The sequence below is a fragment of the Lelliottia wanjuensis genome, from assembly GCF_030238365.1.
Taxonomy (GTDB): domain Bacteria; phylum Pseudomonadota; class Gammaproteobacteria; order Enterobacterales; family Enterobacteriaceae; genus Enterobacter; species Enterobacter wanjuensis.
Genome location: NZ_JASSOT010000047.1, coordinates 137,491 through 151,803 on the forward strand (window position 1 = coordinate 137,491; position 14,313 = coordinate 151,803).

Annotated in this window: 13 protein-coding genes and 2 tRNA genes; 5 read left to right on the top strand and 10 right to left on the bottom strand. The window is 53.3% G+C overall.

Annotation, left to right across the window (positions count from 1 at the left end):
- Nucleotides 1-6 precede the first annotated feature (6 nt).
- The 3 genes from nusA to QQF33_RS04165 form a co-directional block, all read right to left on the bottom strand.
- Nucleotides 7-1,494, bottom strand: coding sequence for a transcription termination factor NusA (gene nusA, locus QQF33_RS04155; RefSeq protein WP_100778754.1), 1,488 nt, complete (start codon nt 1,492-1,494; stop codon nt 7-9).
- 28 nt (nt 1,495-1,522) lie between these two features.
- Nucleotides 1,523-1,975, bottom strand: coding sequence for a ribosome maturation factor RimP (gene rimP, locus QQF33_RS04160; RefSeq protein ID WP_282491807.1), 453 nt, complete (start codon nt 1,973-1,975; stop codon nt 1,523-1,525).
- 207 nt (nt 1,976-2,182) lie between these two features.
- Nucleotides 2,183-2,259 (bottom strand) — tRNA-Met (locus QQF33_RS04165).
- A 341-nt stretch (nt 2,260-2,600) separates the two neighbouring features.
- On the opposite strand from QQF33_RS04165, the gene argG reads away from it, so the two are divergent.
- Nucleotides 2,601-3,947: an argininosuccinate synthase gene (gene argG, locus QQF33_RS04170; RefSeq protein ID WP_282491808.1), complete on the top strand. Its 1,347-nt coding sequence runs from the start codon at nt 2,601-2,603 to the stop codon at nt 3,945-3,947.
- Between the two features lie 195 nt (nt 3,948-4,142).
- On the opposite strand, the gene QQF33_RS04175 is transcribed toward argG, so the two are convergent.
- The 6 genes from QQF33_RS04175 to rlmE all read right to left on the bottom strand — a co-directional run bounded on the left by QQF33_RS04175 (nt 4,143) and on the right by rlmE (nt 9,737).
- Nucleotides 4,143-4,229: transfer RNA gene (locus tag QQF33_RS04175), tRNA-Leu, on the bottom strand.
- A 12-nt stretch (nt 4,230-4,241) separates the two neighbouring features.
- Nucleotides 4,242-4,574, bottom strand: coding sequence for a preprotein translocase subunit SecG (gene secG, locus QQF33_RS04180; RefSeq protein ID WP_100778751.1), 333 nt, complete (start codon nt 4,572-4,574; stop codon nt 4,242-4,244).
- Nucleotides 4,575-4,798: 224 nt separating this feature from the next.
- Nucleotides 4,799-6,136 carry a phosphoglucosamine mutase gene (glmM, locus tag QQF33_RS04185; RefSeq protein ID WP_285145817.1) on the bottom strand — a complete coding sequence of 446 codons (1,338 nt, stop codon included), beginning with the start codon at nt 6,134-6,136 and terminating at the stop codon, nt 4,799-4,801.
- Nucleotides 6,129-6,977: a dihydropteroate synthase gene (folP, locus tag QQF33_RS04190; RefSeq protein WP_285157421.1), complete on the bottom strand. Its 849-nt coding sequence runs from the start codon at nt 6,975-6,977 to the stop codon at nt 6,129-6,131. Before folP ends, glmM begins: the two co-directional genes overlap by 8 nt.
- Before the next feature lie 96 nt (nt 6,978-7,073).
- Nucleotides 7,074-9,008 carry an ATP-dependent zinc metalloprotease FtsH gene (gene ftsH / locus QQF33_RS04195; RefSeq protein WP_100778748.1) on the bottom strand — a complete coding sequence of 645 codons (1,935 nt, stop codon included), beginning with the start codon at nt 9,006-9,008 and terminating at the stop codon, nt 7,074-7,076.
- 102 nt (nt 9,009-9,110) lie between these two features.
- Nucleotides 9,111-9,737: a 23S rRNA (uridine(2552)-2'-O)-methyltransferase RlmE gene (rlmE, locus tag QQF33_RS04200; RefSeq protein WP_095283562.1), complete on the bottom strand. Its 627-nt coding sequence runs from the start codon at nt 9,735-9,737 to the stop codon at nt 9,111-9,113.
- A gap of 126 nt (nt 9,738-9,863) precedes the next feature.
- Between rlmE and yhbY the strand changes: the two genes are divergently transcribed.
- Nucleotides 9,864-10,157 (top strand): ribosome assembly RNA-binding protein YhbY, encoded by a 294-nt coding sequence (gene yhbY, locus QQF33_RS04205; RefSeq protein WP_282491811.1) that lies wholly within the window; start codon nt 9,864-9,866, stop codon nt 10,155-10,157.
- Nucleotides 10,158-10,308: 151 nt separating this feature from the next.
- Here yhbY and greA read toward each other — a convergent pair whose 3' ends face one another.
- Nucleotides 10,309-10,785, bottom strand: coding sequence for a transcription elongation factor GreA (gene greA / locus QQF33_RS04210; protein ID WP_282491812.1), 477 nt, complete (start codon nt 10,783-10,785; stop codon nt 10,309-10,311).
- Nucleotides 10,786-11,032: 247 nt separating this feature from the next.
- Here greA and dacB point away from each other — a divergent pair, with 247 nt between their 5' ends.
- Genes dacB through pmrB form a run of 3 tightly spaced genes read left to right on the top strand, consistent with a single transcriptional unit; the run spans nt 11,033 to nt 14,171 of the window.
- The gene (gene dacB / locus QQF33_RS04215; RefSeq protein ID WP_282491813.1) at nt 11,033-12,466 is read left to right on the top strand and encodes a serine-type D-Ala-D-Ala carboxypeptidase; all 1,434 of its coding nucleotides are present in this window, start codon (nt 11,033-11,035) and stop codon (nt 12,464-12,466) included.
- A 2-nt stretch (nt 12,467-12,468) separates the two neighbouring features.
- On the top strand, nt 12,469-13,131 hold the full coding sequence (gene pmrA / locus QQF33_RS04220; RefSeq protein ID WP_285148140.1) for a two-component system response regulator PmrA: 663 nt from the start codon (nt 12,469-12,471) through the stop codon (nt 13,129-13,131).
- A complete protein-coding gene (gene pmrB, locus QQF33_RS04225) occupies nt 13,128-14,171 on the top strand; it encodes a two-component system sensor histidine kinase PmrB (protein ID WP_285148137.1) in 1,044 nt (347 codons plus the stop codon). The genes pmrA and pmrB overlap by 4 nt, the downstream gene beginning before the upstream one ends.
- The last annotated feature ends 142 nt before the right edge of the window (nt 14,172-14,313 follow it).

Genomic DNA, 14,313 nt, shown 5'->3' on the forward strand with positions numbered 1-14,313 from the left:
AGTTTATTACGCTTCGTCGCCGAACCAGCAAATATTACGTGCGGCCATGATGAGCTCGCCGGCTTTCTCGTCGGTTAAACCTTCGATATCAGCCAGGTCATCAACGCCTTGCTCAGCGAGATCTTCCAGCGTACAAACACCACGGGCAGCCAGCTTGAACGCAATCGCACGATCAAGACCTTCCAGATTCAGCAGGTCATCAGCCGGCTTGTTATCGCCAAGGCTTTCTTCCTGAGCCAGCGCCAGGGTGGTCAGTGCGTTTTTAGCGCGTTCACGCAGGGCTTCAACGGTTGCTTCATCCAGGCCGTCAATTTCCAGCAGTTCTTTAATTGGCACATAGGCCAGTTCTTCAAGCGAAGAGAAACCTTCTTCAACCAGGACGGTGGCGAAATCTTCGTCGATGTCCAGGTACTTCGTAAAGTTATCGATCGCTGCATGGGCTTCAGCCTGATGCTTAGCCTGCAGGTCATCAACCGTCATGACGTTCAGATCCCAGCCGCTCAGCTGAGAAGCCAGACGTACGTTCTGACCGTTACGACCGATAGCCTGTGCCAGGTTACCTGCTTCAACGGCGATATCCATGGTGTGCTTGTCTTCGTCGACAACGATAGAAGACACGTCAGCCGGAGCCATCGCGTTAATCACGAATTGTGCCGGGTTGTCGTCCCACAGAACGATATCAATGCGCTCGCCACCCAGTTCAGTAGAGACTGCCTGGACACGTGCGCCACGCATACCGACGCAAGCACCGACCGGGTCGATACGCTTGTCGTTGGTTTTTACCGCGATCTTAGCGCGAGAACCCGGATCGCGGGCCGCTGCTTTGATCTCGATAACTTCTTCACCGATTTCTGGCACCTCAATGCGGAACAGTTCGATCAGCATTTCTGGCTTAGAGCGCGTGACGAAGAGCTGCGCACCACGTGCTTCTGGACGCACTGCGTACAGAACACCGCGGATACGGTCACCTGGACGGAAGTTCTCGCGCGGCAACATGTCTTCACGCAGGATCACGGCTTCAGCGTTGCTGCCCAGATCCAGAGAGATGTTGTCACGGTTCACTTTCTTCACCACACCGGTGATGATTTCACCTTCGTGTTCGCGGAACTGATCAACCACCATCGCGCGCTCAGCTTCACGTACTTTCTGTACGATAACCTGCTTAGCGGTCTGGGTGGTGATACGGTCGAAGGTGACAGATTCGATCTGATCTTCAACATATTCGCCAACGTTGAAGCTTTCGTCTTCGTAACGAGCCGCTTCAAGCGTGATTTCTTTGGTTGGTTGGGTCACTTCTTCAACGATCACCCAACGGCGGAAGGTATCGAAGTCACCACTTTTACGATCGATTTCTACGCGAACATCGATCTCTTGTTCGTATTTTTTCTTGGTTGCTGTAGCCAGGGCACTTTCCAGCGCTTCGAAAATCTTCTCACGCGGCAGTGATTTCTCGTTAGAGACGGCTTCAACAACAGCCAAAATTTCTTTGTTCATCGCGGGCTTTTCACCTCAATCCAGACTGTTAAAAGTGGGGAACCAGGTTCGCCTTCTGGATATTACTCAGCGCGAACACTTCATCTTTGCCTTCGACTGTTACCGTGATCATCTCACCATCAACGGCCTTAATAATGCCCTGCCATTTACGGCGGTTCTGCACAGCCATACGCAGGACAACAGTCACTTCTTCACCGAGATACTTCGTGTAATGCTCAGCGGTGAACATTGGACGATGGAGACCAGGCGAGGAAACTTCCAGGTTGTAGGCAACAGTAATAGGATCTTCAACGTCAAGAACCGCACTGACCTGGTGGCTGACATCAGCACAATCATCAACATTGATGCCATCTTCACTATCAATATAGATGCGCAGCGTGGATGTGCGGCTGCGAATAAATTCGATGCCGACCAGTTCGTAGCCCAGTGCTTCGACTGGTGCCTTAATCATCTCTGTTAATTTTTGCTCTAATGTGGACAAGCCCACCCCCAAGACATAAAAAAAGGGCCTAAAGCCCAGTTATTCTGTAGTCAGATAACAAAAAACCCCGATAAATCGGGGCTTTAGATAACTGAACCCTATAGCCGCAACTGCGGCCTGGAGCACTTTCTGAAAGAATTTTTTCAAATCCAGCTACGAAGGCTCTGAGTCTTCACAGTATATTTGAAAAAGAACTTTATAGGAAAGTGGTTGCGGGGGCCGGATTTGAACCGACGACCTTCGGGTTATGAGCCCGACGAGCTACCAGGCTGCTCCACCCCGCGCCTGAAACGTGGCAAATTTTACTCGTTTTGGGTAAAAAATGCAAATAATGCTGGGATTTGGTACCGAGGACGGGACGTAAAATCTGCATGCATTATATTGGTTAGAGCATTCGGCTGTCAACTCTGGTTTCCATGCGCTACGCTGAATAGCGTTAAATGTTTGTGTGTGTTTGTCGAATCATCCCGCAACGGGCAGCACCAAAGGAATTTTTACAAAAAACGCACGAATCTCTTCCGGTCATCGACAAAAGATGATTAAATGAAAACTCACTTATTTTGCATAAACATGCAATAAGAGCGAAAGCGGTCTCTTATCAGTCAATCAAGCAGGGTTTTATTTTATGACGACGATTCTCAAGCATCTTCCGGTAGGACAACGTATTGGCATCGCTTTTTCTGGCGGCCTGGATACCAGCGCTGCACTGCTGTGGATGCGCCAAAAGGGAGCGGTTCCGTATGCTTATACTGCGAACCTGGGTCAGCCGGATGAGGAAGATTATGATGCGATCCCTCGCCGTGCCATGGAATATGGCGCAGAGAACGCACGTCTGATTGACTGCCGTAAGCAGCTGGTTGCGGAAGGTATCGCAGCAATTCAGTGCGGCGCATTCCATAATACCACGGGCGGTCTGACCTATTTCAACACCACGCCGCTGGGCCGTGCGGTCACCGGCACCATGCTGGTCGCGGCCATGAAAGACGACGGCGTGAACATCTGGGGCGATGGCAGTACCTATAAAGGCAACGACATTGAGCGTTTCTATCGCTATGGCCTGCTGACCAACGCCGAGCTGCAGATCTACAAACCCTGGCTGGACACCGACTTTATCGACGAGCTCGGCGGTCGTCATGAAATGTCCGAGTTTATGATTGCCTGCGGCTTCGACTACAAGATGTCAGTTGAGAAAGCCTACTCCACCGACTCCAACATGCTGGGTGCGACGCACGAAGCGAAAGACCTGGAATTCCTGAACTCCAGCGTGAAGATCGTTAACCCGATCATGGGCGTGAAGTTCTGGGACGAAAACGTCAAAATCCAGGCCGAAGAGGTGACTGTACGTTTTGAGCGCGGCCATCCGGTTGCCCTGAACGGCCAGAAGTTCGCTGATGACGTCGAGCTGATGCTCGAAGCCAACCGCATCGGTGGTCGTCACGGTTTAGGCATGAGCGATCAGATTGAAAACCGTATCATCGAAGCGAAGAGCCGCGGCATCTATGAAGCGCCGGGGATGGCCCTGCTGCACATCGCCTATGAGCGTCTGCTGACCGGTATTCACAACGAAGACACCATCGAGCAGTATCACTCTCATGGCCGTCAGCTGGGTAAACTGCTGTATCAGGGTCGCTGGTTTGATCCGCAGGCGCTGATGCTGCGTGACGCGCTGCAGCGTTGGGTGGCGAGCGCCATCACCGGTGAAGTGACGCTGGAACTGCGTCGGGGTAACGACTATTCAATCCTGAACACCGTGTCTGACAACCTGACCTATAAAGCAGAGCGTCTGACCATGGAGAAAGGCGATTCGGTCTTCTCTCCGGACGATCGTATCGGTCAGTTGACCATGCGTAATCTGGATATCACCGACACCCGTGAGAAGCTGTTCAACTACATCGAAACCGGCCTGCTCTCTGCCTCTTCCGGCAATGGTCTGCCGCAGGTTGAGAATCTGGAACACAGCGATAAGAAGTAATCGTTCAGATGAAATGCAAAAGGCGCCTGATGGCGCCTTTTTTGTTGTCGGTTGCGGTGTTCGTAGGGCGGGTAAGCGCAGCGCCACCCGCCAGTTTTGCCCGGTGGCGCTGCGCTTACCGGGCCTACAAAACACGAAAAGCAAAAGATACAGACGAAAAAAAAGACGTCTTTCGACGTCTTTCTTCTGGAATATTGGTACCGAGGATGGGACTCGAACCCACAAGCCCGTTAGGGCACTACCACCTCAAGGTAGCGTGTCTACCAATTCCACCACCTCGGTACTGAATACTACTTAGTGCGGGATATCGCTGGTCGGCTTGGCCGGTTCAGCTGGCTGAGTCTGCTCAGTTTTAGACGGAGCACTCAGATTGTCCCACTCGCTTCCTTTCGTGGTCTTGTTGCTGTTGATATTGCCAAGCGCCAGACTGATGATGAAGAACAGCGTAGCCAGAATCGCCGTCGTGCGGGTCATGAAGTTCGCAGAACCACTTGAACCGAACAGCGTACCGGAAGCGCCTGCTCCGAAGGAGGCTCCCATATCAGCGCCTTTACCTTGCTGCAGCATGATCAGCGCTACAAGAGCGATGGCTACAATAAGGAAAACAACTAAAAGAGCTTCGTACATAATCAACCTGTTCCTTGCGGATTTGCCGCATACCAATGCTTCGACCAATTTAGCGGGAATTATGTTTCCCACTGAAGCGGGTGTGAATACTAACCAAAGCGAATGACCTTCGCAAGGGCAATTTCAGCGCATTGTATCAACTGCGGAAAAAAACAGCAAAAGCGCTTTTGTCGGATAAGTTTAAGGCGGCAAACGCCGCCTTTTTAAACACTTACTGCGAGAATTTATGCAGCTTTCACCGCATCAGCAATTCGGTGAGCAAACTCTGTCACCTGTTTCTCGTCTTCACCTTCCACCATCACGCGAATTAACGGCTCAGTGCCGGATTTGCGCAGCAGTACGCGGCCACGATTGCCGAGGGCAGCTTCGACTTCAGCCATCACCGTTTTCACGTTCTCATTTTCCAGCGGATCGCCTTTGCCTGCGGTAAAGCGCACGTTTACCAGAATCTGCGGGAACATTTTCATGCCGGTGCAGAGATCGTGCAGGCTCATATGGTTACGCACCATCGCCGCTACAACCTGCAGACTGGCCACGATGCCGTCACCCGTGGTGGTTTTGTCGAGCAGGATCACGTGACCGGAGTTTTCAGCCCCGATGCGCCAGCCTTTTTCCTGCAGTTTCTCCAGCACGTAGCGGTCGCCCACTTTCGCACGGACAAACGGAATACCCAGCTGTTTCAGCGCCAGCTCAAGACCCATATTGCTCATCAGCGTGCCAACCGCACCGCCGCGCAGCTGTCCCTGACGCAGCCCTTCACGAGCGATGATATACAGGATCTGATCGCCATCGACCTTGTTCCCTTCATGATCGACCATGATCACGCGATCGCCATCGCCGTCATACGCGATACCCAGATCGGCTTTTTCTGCCAGCACGCGCGCCTGCAGCGCACGCACATCTGTCGCACCCACTTCTTCGTTGATGTTGACGCCGTCCGGCTCACAGCCGATGGCAATGACTTTAGCACCCAGCTCACGGAAGACATTCGGCGCAATGTGGTAGGTGGCGCCATTGGCACAATCGACCACGATTTTCAGGTGGCTCAGGCTCAGTTCGTTCGGGAAGGTGCCTTTGCAGAATTCGATGTAACGGCCCGCGGCATCCACGATACGGCTGGCTTTACCCAGCTCTGAAGAGTCAACGCAGGTCAGCTCTTTTTCCATTTCCGCTTCGATGGCTTCTTCCACTTCGTCCGGCAGTTTGGTGCCATCGATGGAGAAGAATTTGATGCCGTTATCGTAGAACGGGTTATGGGAAGCCGAAATCACGATACCCGCTTCCGCGCGGAAAGTACGCGTGAGGTACGCGACCGCAGGCGTTGGCATCGGGCCCGTAAAGGAAGCGGAAAGCCCGGCGGCGGAAAGACCCGCTTCTAACGCGGACTCCAGCATATAGCCAGAAATACGGGTGTCTTTACCGATGATGATTTTACGCGAGCCATGACGAGCCAACACCTTACCTGCCGCCCAACCCAGTTTGAGCACAAATTCAGGAGTAATAGGTGCATCACCCACGCGCCCACGGATACCATCGGTGCCAAAATATTTACGATTACTCATAGCGTTTGTTTTCCTTCGCTGACAATGTGGCTTCAACCACACGCATAGCTTCTACAGTCTCTTTGACGTCATGGACGCGAATAATGTGAGCCCCTTGCATGGCCGCGATCACCGCGCAGGCAAGACTGCCGCTGAGACGTTCGCTCGGGCCAACATTCAGCAATTGCCCGACCATCGTTTTTCGCGACATCCCGACCAGCAACGGCAGGCCAAAATGGTGAAACTCAGATAAGCGCGCAAGCAGCTCATAGTTATGTGACAGATTTTTACCGAAACCGAATCCCGGGTCGAGCAGCAATTTCTCTTTTGCGATACCTGCACGCTCACAGCGCGCGATTTGCTCAATAAAGTAGCGATTCACGTCTGCATAGACATCAGAATACTTTGGCGCTTCCTGCATCGTCTTCGGCTGGCCCTGCATATGCATCAAGCAAACAGGCAGGCCCGTTTCAGCTGCCGCTTCCAGCGCGCCCGGTTCAGACAGCGAACGGATATCATTGATGATGTGAGCGCCCACTCGCGCCGCTTCACGAATCACTTCCGGCTTGGAGGTGTCGACAGAGATCCACACCTCAAAACGTTGGGCAATCGCCTCAACCACCGGGATTACGCGGGATAACTCTTCTTCCACACTCACATCCGCCGCACCGGGGCGCGTCGATTCGCCGCCGACATCCACAATCGTTGCGCCTGCATTGATCATCAGATTGGCATGTTTCACCGCATCAATCAGCGTGTTATGCGAGCCACCGTCGGAGAAGGAGTCAGGGGTGACGTTCAGGATACCCATCACATGAGGATGTGAGAGATCGAGAGTCGTGTCCTGGGCGAAAAGTTTCATGGCTAAATCCCTGGTATTTTGAGTTATGCAGATAAGAAAAACCCCGGAGCAAGCTCCAGGGTTTCAGGTGAAGATAATCACATCTCCAGCGGTGACTTATTTGTCGCCAAGCTGTTCTGACATGGTATTGCCCGGATTCGGCGTACGCGGTTCATCGACCGGACGCGGAGCACGCGGGGTGCCATTGTTGTCAGAGTTGTTGGAAGCGCCTGGATCTTCCCAGCCTGCTGGCGGACGCACTTCGCGGCGGGCCATCAGGTCGTCAATCTGCGGAGCATCGATGGTCTCATATTTCATGAGCGCATCTTTCATCGAGTGCAGAATGTCCAGGTTGTCATTCAGAATTTCACGCGCACGGCCATAGTTACGTTCAACCAGCGCCTTAACTTCCTGATCGATGATACGAGCCGTTTCATCGGACATGTGTTTCGCTTTCGCCACGGAGCGGCCCAGGAACACTTCGCCTTCCTCTTCCGCGTACAGCAGCGGACCGAGTTTGTCGGAGAAGCCCCACTGAGTGACCATGTTACGCGCCAGGTTCGTCGCGACTTTGATGTCGTTCGACGCACCGGTAGAAACATGTTCCACACCGTAGATGATCTCTTCAGCCAGACGACCGCCGTACAGGGTCGAAATCTGACTTTCCAGCTTCTGACGGCTGGCGCTAATCGCATCGCCTTCCGGCAGGAAGAAGGTCACACCCAGTGCACGACCGCGTGGGATAATGGTCACTTTATGCACCGGATCGTGTTCCGGCACCAGACGACCAATAATCGCATGGCCTGCTTCGTGGTATGCCGTGGACTCTTTCTGCGCTTCGGTCATCACCATGGAGCGACGTTCCGCACCCATCATGATTTTGTCTTTCGCTTTCTCGAATTCCACCATCGACACAACGCGTTTGTTACCGCGAGCAGCAAACAGCGCTGCTTCGTTCACCAGGTTCGCCAGATCAGCACCGGAGAAGCCAGGTGTACCACGTGCGATGATTGCCGCATCGATGTCCGGAGACAGCGGTACGCGACGCATGTGGACTTTAAGGATCTGTTCACGACCACGCACATCTGGCAGACCGACCACAACCTGACGGTCGAAACGGCCTGGACGCAGCAGCGCAGGGTCAAGTACGTCTGGACGGTTAGTTGCCGCGATAACGATGATACCTTCGTTACCTTCGAAGCCATCCATTTCAACCAGCATCTGGTTCAAAGTCTGTTCACGTTCATCGTGACCGCCGCCCAGACCCGCGCCACGCTGGCGGCCTACGGCATCGATTTCATCGATGAAGATAATGCACGGTGCTGCCTTCTTGGCCTGCTCGAACATGTCACGCACACGAGATGCACCGACACCCACGAACATTTCAACGAAGTCAGAACCTGAAATGGTAAAGAACGGGACTTTCGCTTCACCCGCGATGGCTTTCGCCAGCAGGGTTTTACCGGTACCCGGAGGACCTACCATCAGAACGCCTTTCGGGATCTTACCGCCCAGTTTCTGGAAACGGCTCGGCTCACGCAGGTATTCAACCAGTTCAGCCACTTCTTCTTTTGCTTCGTCACAACCTGCGACGTCGGCAAACGTGGTCTTGATCTGATCTTCCGTCAGCATGCGCGCTTTGCTCTTACCGAACGACATGGCGCCTTTGCCACCGCCGCCCTGCATTTGGCGCATGAAGAAGATCCAGACACCGATAAGCAGCAGCATCGGGAACCAGGAGATGAAGATAGAAGCCAGCAGGCTCGGCTCTTCTGGCGGCTCACCTACCACCTTGACGTTTTTAGTCAGAAGGTTATCAAGCAGCTTAGGATCGTTCACCGGGATGTAAGTCGTGTAACGGTTACTATCTTTCTTGGTAACGTTGATCTCACGTCCGTTGATACGCGCTTCGCGAACCTGGTCCTGATTGACCTCTTGCAGGAAGGTAGAGTAATCCACCTTACGGCCATTCGACTCGCTGGGCCCAAAGCTCTGGAACACTGACATCAGCACAACGGCAATGACCAGCCAGAGTATTAGGTTTTTCGCCATGTCACTCAAGGGATTAACCTCATATTACAACTGTGTTAAAAACAGCGTCAGGAGACTCTCTATCCAGTGTCTTTCGAACGTTCGTCCGAAGTCAGCCGGTTATCATTTCCGCCCGGTCGCTACAATATACACTTCACGTGAACGAGCACGGGAAGAGTCCGGCTTACGAACTTTCACCTTCGCAAACAGGGAGCGAATTTCCTTAAGATACTCCTCGAAACCTTCGCCCTGGAACACCTTCACTACAAAACTACCACCAGGCGCTAGAACATCACGACACATTTCTAACGCAAGTTCAACCAGATACATGGAACGGGGAATATCCACCGCCGGTGTTCCGCACATATTTGGCGCCATATCGGACATGACAACCTGAACTTTACTGTCACCTACACGTTCGAGTAATGCTTTCAGAACTAATTCATCACGAAAATCGCCCTGAAGGAAGTCCACACCGACTATCGGATCCATTGGCAAAAGATCAAGTGCGATGATTCGCCCCTGTCCGCCAATTTGCGTAACAGCATACTGGGACCATCCGCCAGGTGCAGCACCGAGATCAACAATCGTCATTCCCGGCTTAAAGAGTTTGTCACTTTGCTGTATTTCATCAAGTTTAAACCAGGCACGGGAACGTAACCCCTTTTTCTGTGCCTGAAGAACATATTTATCGCTAAAGTGTTCCTGGAGCCAGCGGCTGGAGCTGGCAGAACGCTTTTTACCTGTCATTTAACTTTCCGTCCTGGTTCATCGTAACCTGCCTTTGACGTAAATTTCTACGCAGCTATTTGGCGATATAAGGGAGATGGCGGTAGAATGAACCGTTTTCAATCCCAACGTAAGCAAAAATATACGATGAATCTGAGTACTAAACAAAAACAGCACCTTAAAGGTCTGGCACATCCACTCAAGCCTGTAGTCATGCTTGGCAATAATGGTTTGACCGAAGGGGTGCTTGCCGAGATCGAACAAGCGCTGGAGCACCACGAGCTGATTAAGGTAAAAATTGCCTCTGAAGACAGAGACACCAAAACCCTGATCGTGGAAGCTATCGTGCGCAATACCGGTGCCTGTAATGTACAGGTTATCGGTAAAACGCTGGTGCTCTACCGCCCGACTAAAGAGCGCAAAATCTCGCTGCCACGCTAAGAATATCCCGAATCGAACACTTTTTCAGTGTAAAACGAGGGATTTCCACAAGCAGGTGAGCAAAATGCCACGCTCCTTGAGTTGATAAAAGGCCGCTATGCGGCCTTTTTCCTATCTTTACAATGTATCAACAACTGCGGGGAGATGCGAATTACAGGTACTCGACCTTAATCACTTCGTATTCCACTTCGCCACCTGGCGTGCGGATCACCACCACATCGTCCTGCTCTTTGCCGATCAGACCACGCGCAATCGGTGAGTTCACGGAGATGAGGTTCTGTTTAAAGTCTGCCTCGTCATCGCCCACAATGCGGTAAGTCTGCTCTTCGTCATTATCCAGGTTCAGCACCGTCACGGTAGAACCAAAAATCACGCGGCCATTGTTCGGGATTTTGCTGATATCGATAACCTGTGCATTCGACAGTTTCGCTTCAATATCTTTGATACGACCTTCGCAGAAGCCTTGCTGTTCGCGCGCGGCGTGATACTCCGCGTTCTCTTTCAGGTCGCCATGCTCACGCGCATCCGCGATAGCGGCGATGATTTCAGGACGGCGAACAGATTTCAGGAAATCCAGTTCTTCGCGCAGTTTTTCGGCACCACGTAAGGTCATCGGAATAGCTTGCATTTGTTATACCTCTTAAACATTCCTGTTGGGAGCGACGGACTCACTCCGACTTCCGGCCTCGCAGGCGTCACAGCCTGTCACAGGTCGGGAGCAAAAGAAAACTGACCCGGAAGCAAAGTTCCAGGTCAGCAGCAATTTTTCAATTTGATGCGTATTTTACCGCGAAGTTCACTATGGGTCATCGTTTACTTTACAGGGCGTTGCACCGTAGTATGACGGTTTGTTTACGGGTTGTTAGCGCGAGATTATGCGATTTTCCAGATTTATCATCGGATTGACTACCAGTGTGGCGTTCACTGTCCAGGCAGCGAATGTTGATGAGTATATTAATCAACTCCCTGCTGGCGCTAACCTTGCGCTGATGGTGCAAAAAGTGGGTGCCCAGGCGCCGGAGATTGATTATCACAGCCAGCAGATGGCACTCCCCGCCAGTACACAGAAAGTGATTACGGCTCTGGCTGCGCTATTGCAGCTGGGACCAGACTTCCGCTTCACCACGACGCTGGAGAGTAAAGGCAGCGTGGATGGCGGCGTCCTGAAAGGGGATTTAATCGCCCGTTTTGGCGGCGATCCAACCTTTAAGCGCCAGGATATCCGCAACATGGTTGCGGTGCTGAAAAAATCCGGCGTGCAGAGAATCGACGGCAACGTGCTGATCGATACCTCCATTTTTGCCAGCCACGATAAAGCGCCAGGCTGGCCGTGGAACGACATGACCCAATGCTTTAGCGCCCCGCCCGCTGCCGCGATTGTCGACCGCAACTGCTTCTCTGTCTCACTCTACAGCGCGCCGAAGGCCGATGATTTAGCCTTTATCCGCGTGGCGTCCTATTACCCGGTGACGATGTTCAGCCAGGTCCGCACGCTGGCGAAAGGCTCGCCCGATGCGCAATATTGTGAGCTGGACGTGGTGCCTGGCGATCTGAACCGCTTCACCCTGACCGGATGTCTGACCCAGCGCGCCGATCCGCTGCCGCTGGCGTTTGCCATCCAGGACGGGGCAAGCTACGCCGGTGCCATTCTGAAAGATGAGTTAAAACAAGCCAATATCAGCTATTCCGGTACGCTGCTGCGCCAGACGCAGGCCAATGAGCCCGGAACGGTGATTGCCAGCAAACAGTCTGCGCCCCTGCACGATCTGCTTAAGATTATGCTGAAAAAGTCCGACAACATGATTGCCGATACGGTGTTCCGCATGATTGGTCATGCCCGTTTTGGTGTGCCTGGTACCTGGCGCGCTGGCTCCGATGCCGTCCGCCAGATCCTGCGCCAGCAGGCGGGGATCGATCTTGGTAACACTATTGCGGTCGATGGTTCCGGCCTTTCGCGCCATAATTTGATCTCGCCAGCAACAATGATGCAGGTTCTTCAGTACATTGCGCAGCACGACACTGAGCTAAACTTCATCTCAATGCTCCCGCTGGCGGGTTACGATGGCTCTCTGCAGTATCGCGCTGGCCTTCACGCCGCGGGCGTAGACGGCAAGGTTTCCGCCAAGACGGGTTCACTGCAGGGCGTATACAACCTTGCGGGCTTTATCACGACGGCCAGCGGTCAACGCATGGCATTTGTGCAGTATCTCTCCGGCTATGCCGTCGAACCGAGCGACCAGCGCAATCGCCGTATCCCTCTGGTGCGTTTCGAAAGCAGGCTCTACAAGGACATCTACCAGAATAACTAGCGATGAAATTACTCATTGTGGAAGACGACCTGTTATTACAGGAAGGGCTGGCGCTGGCGCTGGCCAACGAAGGATACGCGCTAGATTGTGCCGCCACCGCGGCAGAGGCTGACTCGCTGATTCAAAGCGGCGAGTACAGTCTGGTGATCCTGGATTTAGGGCTGCCCGATAAAGACGGCGCGACCCTGCTCACCCAGTGGCGTCGCCGTGGCGTCGAGAACCCGGTACTGATCCTGACGGCGCGAGACGCTCTGGAAGACAGAATTAATGGTCTGGACTCCGGTGCCGATGACTATCTGGTCAAACCCTTTGCCCTGGCGGAGCTCCAGGCTCGCGTTCGTGCGTTGATTCGCCGCTACCAGGGCCACAGCGATAATCTGGTCACGGATGGCGATCTGACGCTGAATCTGCAAACGCAGCAAGTGCTGCGTAATGCCGAGCCCGTGGAAGTCACGCCGAAAGAGTTTGCCCTGCTGACGCGCCTGATTATGCGCACCGGGCAGACGGTTCACCGCGAAACACTCCAGCAGGATATCTACTCCTGGCAGGATGATCCGGGCTCAAACACCCTTGAAGTGCATATTCACAACTTGCGGCGCAAGCTTGGCAAAGACCGCATCAAAACCGTTCGCGGCGTAGGCTATCGCCTGGAGAGTCAAAAATGAACAGCATGCGTCGGCGATTAATGGTTTTGCTGGCGGTCATTCTGTTATTTTTCCAACTGATTAGCGTGGTCTGGCTGTGGCATGAAAGCCGCGAGCAGATCGGCTTTCTGGTGAGCGAGACATTATCCGCCAAAGCGCGTAACCAGCACGTGGAGAAAGAGATCCGCGAAGCTATCGCCTCGCTGCTGGTACCTTCCCTGGTGATGGTCGGTTTTACCCTGCTCTTCTCCTTCTGGGCCATCACCTGGATTACACGCCCGCTCAACAAACTTCGCGACAGCCTTGCCAATCGCTCGGCGGATAATCTGACCCCTCTGCCTGTTTATTCCGATATGGAAGAGATCGGCGCGGTTACGACCTCTCTGAACCAGCTCCTTGCCCGTCTGGACCACACCATCCAGCAGGAGCGATTATTCACCGCTGACGCGGCCCATGAGCTGCGTACACCGCTGGCCGGTATTCGACTCCATCTGGAACTGATGGTCCAGTCAGGCTCACCGCAGGCTGCGACGTTGATTAATCGTATCGATCAGCTGATGCACACTGTTGAACAGCTGCTGATGCTGGCGCGAGCGGGCCAGGCACTGGCGAGCGGCCATTATGATACGGTCAACTGGACAGATCATATTATCGCGCCGCTGGCACTGGAGCATGAGGCGAAAGATCACCGCATCATCTGGCCCGAGCATAGCTCGCTGACCGTTCAGGGAGATGCGGTTTTGTTGCGTTTGATGCTGCGTAATTTACTGGAGAATGCGGCGCGCTATAGCCCGGCAGGAACGACCATCGAAGTGGCGTTAACCGAGCACGAAGAAGGAACCCAGGTCAGCGTCATCGATCAGGGACCGGGCATTGATGAAGCGCATCGGCATTCGATTACCGAGCCGTTCCGTCGTCTCGACCAGCGCTATGGCGGGAGTGGTTTAGGGCTGAGTATCGTCCAGCGCATCGTGCAGCTGCATCGTGGCAACCTGACGCTGGATAATGCGCCTGAGGGCGGATTAATCGCCAGCTGTTGGCTACCGTCAAAATTGAGTTAAAAAAAAGCCCCCTTCTGGACTGCACCCCAAAAGTTGGACACCCAACTGATTAAGGTGCAGTTTTTTATGGCAAAGCCAAAATATTCCCTCGAAACCAGATTAGCTGTCGTCAATCACTACCTTGCCGGAAAAGATGGAACAC

Coding starts and splice junctions, on each gene's coding strand:
- nusA (WP_100778754.1), bottom strand. CDS start 1,494: ATGAACAAAGAAATTTTGGCTGTTGTTGAAGCCGTCTCTAACGAGAAA.
- argG (WP_282491808.1), top strand. CDS start 2,601: ATGACGACGATTCTCAAGCATCTTCCGGTAGGACAACGTATTGGCATC.
- secG (WP_100778751.1), bottom strand. CDS start 4,574: ATGTACGAAGCTCTTTTAGTTGTTTTCCTTATTGTAGCCATCGCTCTT.
- glmM (WP_285145817.1), bottom strand. CDS start 6,136: ATGAGTAATCGTAAATATTTTGGCACCGATGGTATCCGTGGGCGCGTG.
- folP (WP_285157421.1), bottom strand. CDS start 6,977: ATGAAACTTTTCGCCCAGGACACGACTCTCGATCTCTCACATCCTCAT.
- ftsH (WP_100778748.1), bottom strand. CDS start 9,008: ATGGCGAAAAACCTAATACTCTGGCTGGTCATTGCCGTTGTGCTGATG.
- rlmE (WP_095283562.1), bottom strand. CDS start 9,737: ATGACAGGTAAAAAGCGTTCTGCCAGCTCCAGCCGCTGGCTCCAGGAA.
- yhbY (WP_282491811.1), top strand. CDS start 9,864: ATGAATCTGAGTACTAAACAAAAACAGCACCTTAAAGGTCTGGCACAT.
- greA (WP_282491812.1), bottom strand. CDS start 10,785: ATGCAAGCTATTCCGATGACCTTACGTGGTGCCGAAAAACTGCGCGAA.
- dacB (WP_282491813.1), top strand. CDS start 11,033: ATGCGATTTTCCAGATTTATCATCGGATTGACTACCAGTGTGGCGTTC.
- pmrA (WP_285148140.1), top strand. CDS start 12,469: ATGAAATTACTCATTGTGGAAGACGACCTGTTATTACAGGAAGGGCTG.
- pmrB (WP_285148137.1), top strand. CDS start 13,128: ATGAACAGCATGCGTCGGCGATTAATGGTTTTGCTGGCGGTCATTCTG.